The following is a 3,341-nucleotide window of genomic DNA, read 5'->3' as shown; positions in this document are numbered from 1 at the left end:
GAAGAAATGCAATAACAATACGGCAAAAATGTATTGTAATATGTGTGTATTTCAACATTACAGTGGTTAAACCTTATTTTAATATACCATATTTATTATAGGCCTTACCACGTTGTAGGGCCATTTTTGTTTAAAGAATAAGATAAAAAATGATAGAGTTACAACATATATCAAAAACATTTCTGAAAAAGAATCAGGCATTCCAGGCGCTTGATGATATCAACCTCAGCATTGAAAAGGGAGATATCGTAGGAATCATCGGTTTTTCGGGAGCAGGGAAAAGTACACTGATACGGACAGTAAACCTATTGGAAAAACCTGACCGTGGTGGAAGTGTCATTATTAACGGCAGAGATTTCACTCAATTGAAGTCGAAGGAACTTGCCCGCGAAAGAAAGAAAATCGGAATGATCTTCCAGCATTTCAATCTGCTCTCCTCGAGAACTGTTTTTGATAATATTGCTCTTCCTCTTGAACTGGACCACAACAGCAAAGCTGATATTCATAAGAAAGTGAATGAGCTTCTGAAGATCGTAGGTCTGGAAGATAAGGCGAATGACTATCCTAAAAGTCTTTCGGGAGGTCAGAAACAAAGGGTTGCTATTGCCAGAGCCCTTGCCAATGATCCTTATCTCCTGCTTTGTGATGAGGCTACAAGTGCTCTCGACCCGGCCACTACACAGTCGATCTTACAGCTTTTGAGGGATATTAATGAAAGACTGGGAATTACGATTTTACTGATCACCCATGAAATGGAAGTTATCAAATCAATCTGTAATCATGTAGCTGTGATTGATCAAGGCAAATTACAGGCTAAAGGGACATTAAATGAAATTATTTCCAATAAGGAAAACCCTATCATTAAACAATTTATTAATTCGGACATCATGACCATACCTCAAGAACTTAACCAAAAGCTGGAGAAGGAGCCCCGGAGCGGCCTCTACCCTCTGGTAGAAATAGAACTCAATGAATCAGTTACCGTTGAACAGTTACTGTCAACAATCTATGATCAATATAAAATACCTTATAAGCTTCTGAAAGCAGATGTAGAATATCTTGGAGATTCCAATTTTGGAAAACTTCTGCTATATTTACAGGGTGAAGAGGAAGAAAATCAAAGGGCCATTTATTATTTCAACCAGAATAAAATTCAAAATACGGTAAGAGGGTATGCTTAGTGATACGGAGATTGCCCTTTTGCTAAAGGGAGTATGGGAAACTGTTTACATGACTTTTGTATCCGGATTTTTCGGGTTTGTTTTAGGACTGCCCATCGGAATTTTTCTGTTTTTAACGAGAAAGGATCAGCTTCTTGAAAACAGGATTTATAACAGGATCCTATCTATATTTGTTAATATTTTCAGGTCCATTCCATTTATTATCCTGATTGTCTGGATGATTCCTTTTACAAGAACGATTGTAGGAACTTCTATAGGAATGAATGCGGCGTTGGTTCCTTTGAGCATCGGTGCTGCTCCATTCATCGCCAGGCTTGTGGAAAACAGTCTGCTGGAGGTCCCGCACGGACTGATCGAAACTGCAAGAGCATTGGGAGCGACCCCTTTTCAGATCATTAAAAAGGTATTACTACCTGAAGCTCTTCCTTCGTTAATCAATAATGCTACAATCACCCTTATTACCCTTGTCGGATATTCTGCAATGGGAGGTGCCGTAGGGGCCGGCGGACTTGGACAGATCGGATATCAATACGGATATATCGGTTATAATGCCACGATTATGAATATCGTCCTGATCCTGCTAGTCGTATTGGTATTTATTATTCAGTTTACGGGAGACCGTTTGGCAAAAAGGTTTGATCACCGGTAAGTCAACACACAAATGTTATAGTTTTTAAATTCAAATAAAATAATTTACAATGAAAAAAATAAAAATTCTAGGTTTATTAGCTGCCGGTTTACTGGTTTTTAATGCTTGTAATTCGTCAAAAAAGAATGATCCTAATTCCATTAAAGTGGGAGTAAGTGTAGGACCGGAGCAAGAAATTGCAGAAGCAGCCAAGAAAGTAGCCAAGGAGAAATATAACCTTGATGTAGAACTGGTACCGTTCACGGACTATGTAGTTCCCAATGAAGCTTTAAATAACGGAGACATCGATGCCAACGCCTTTCAGCATGTTCCTTACCTTAATGAACAATCGAAACAGAGGGGCTATAAGCTGGCTGTGATAGGAAACACCTTCGTCTACCCTATTGTCGCTTATTCTAAAAAGATCAAAAACATCAGTGAACTTAAAGACGGCAGTACAATAGCAATTCCCAACGACCCTACCAACGAGGGACGTTCACTGCTTTTATTACAGAAAAACGGATTATTAAAGCTGAAAGACGGTGTAGGTCTGCTTCCTAAAGTAACAGATATCACCGAAAATCCAAAGCAGCTGAAAATCGTAGAAATCGAAGCCCCACAGCTTCCGAGAGTATTGGATGATAAGGAAGTTGTCCTTGCTATTATTAATAATAATTTTGCTGCACAGGCAGGCCTTACTGACAAAGAAAGTGTTTTAAAAGAGGATAAAGATTCCCCATATGTAAACGTTGTAGTGGCCAGAGAAGATAATAAGAATGAGGAAAAAGTAAAGAATTTCCTGAAAGCTTACCAGTCTGACGAAGTGGTGAAGAAAGCTGAGGAGATTTTTAAAGGAGGTGCTGTGAAAGGGTGGTAAACTCCTGTTGATATGAAATATAAAAGCAGATTCCTGATTGGAAATCTGCTTTTTTAGTATTATTTTTTATCATTGTAAGCTTTGAAAACCTTAGGTCTTCTCTTTTTAATAACATTTTTTTATTTAATTCCTTTTTAAAGTCAGCCTTATTTAGAACTATTCACTTAAATTAAAGTGGTGATTTTTACTTCAACGCTCCAATTATTATTTAATATTTCTACAATTTAGCTTAGTTTATAAATAGCTTTTTCATATTTGTTAAAAACAATATTTACTATACACAAAAAAGCTTAGTACAAAAAACGCAAAAATTCCTATTATAATTCCCAAGCTAATCCATGCCCATTTTCGCCTTACTGATACAGGCTGTTCATCAAATTCTTCAAAATATTCCAAATACTTATTATTTTTAAATAGTAGCTGTCCATTAATAATCCACGGAAGGATCAACAGACCTATCACAAAAATCCATTTATAAGAACTACCAGGCTCCCAGAAGATTTGTATTAATGACTTTCCTAATATAGCTTGAAGAATATTAAATAACCCATATTCTATAAGAATTATTAAACCGCCCATATGAATACCCGCAAAAATAGTATTCTGACCATATATACGATTATTTATTGCATTATCACCAACTGCTCTTATTTCT

At 36.7% G+C, this 3,341-nt stretch carries 4 protein-coding genes; 3 read left to right on the top strand and 1 reads right to left on the bottom strand.

Annotated elements, in window-relative coordinates; all coding sequences use genetic code 11:
• Nucleotides 1–149 precede the first annotated feature (149 nt).
• The 3 genes from Q0A18_RS13395 to metQ are packed head-to-tail and all read left to right on the top strand — an operon-like array spanning nt 150 to nt 2,686.
• Nucleotides 150–1,181 carry an ATP-binding cassette domain-containing protein gene (locus Q0A18_RS13395; RefSeq protein ID WP_292010656.1) on the top strand — a complete coding sequence of 344 codons (1,032 nt, stop codon included), beginning with the start codon at nt 150–152 and terminating at the stop codon, nt 1,179–1,181.
• On the top strand, nt 1,174–1,830 hold the full coding sequence (metI, locus tag Q0A18_RS13390) for a methionine ABC transporter permease MetI (protein ID WP_292010655.1): 657 nt from the start codon (nt 1,174–1,176) through the stop codon (nt 1,828–1,830). Before Q0A18_RS13395 ends, metI begins: the two co-directional genes overlap by 8 nt.
• Before the next feature lie 49 nt (nt 1,831–1,879).
• The gene (metQ, locus tag Q0A18_RS13385) at nt 1,880–2,686 is read left to right on the top strand and encodes a methionine ABC transporter substrate-binding lipoprotein MetQ (protein WP_292010654.1); all 807 of its coding nucleotides are present in this window, start codon (nt 1,880–1,882) and stop codon (nt 2,684–2,686) included.
• A 258-nt stretch (nt 2,687–2,944) separates the two neighbouring features.
• On the opposite strand, the gene Q0A18_RS13380 is transcribed toward metQ, so the two are convergent.
• Nucleotides 2,945–3,341: hypothetical protein (locus Q0A18_RS13380; RefSeq protein WP_292010653.1), on the bottom strand; the 397-nt coding region annotated here is incomplete at its 5' end.

Source organism: Chryseobacterium sp. (assembly GCF_022712095.1).
GTDB lineage: Bacteria > Bacteroidota > Bacteroidia > Flavobacteriales > Weeksellaceae > Chryseobacterium.
The sequence above is the reverse complement of the archived record's forward strand: the minus strand, read 5'-3'. Positions and strand labels throughout refer to the sequence as shown.

Bases quoted from the DNA above. Each gene is read 5' to 3' on its own strand.
- Q0A18_RS13395 (WP_292010656.1), top strand. From the start codon at position 150: ATGATAGAGTTACAACATATATCAAAAACATTTCTGAAAAAGAATCAG.
- metI (WP_292010655.1), top strand. From the start codon at position 1,174: ATGCTTAGTGATACGGAGATTGCCCTTTTGCTAAAGGGAGTATGGGAA.
- metQ (WP_292010654.1), top strand. From the start codon at position 1,880: ATGAAAAAAATAAAAATTCTAGGTTTATTAGCTGCCGGTTTACTGGTT.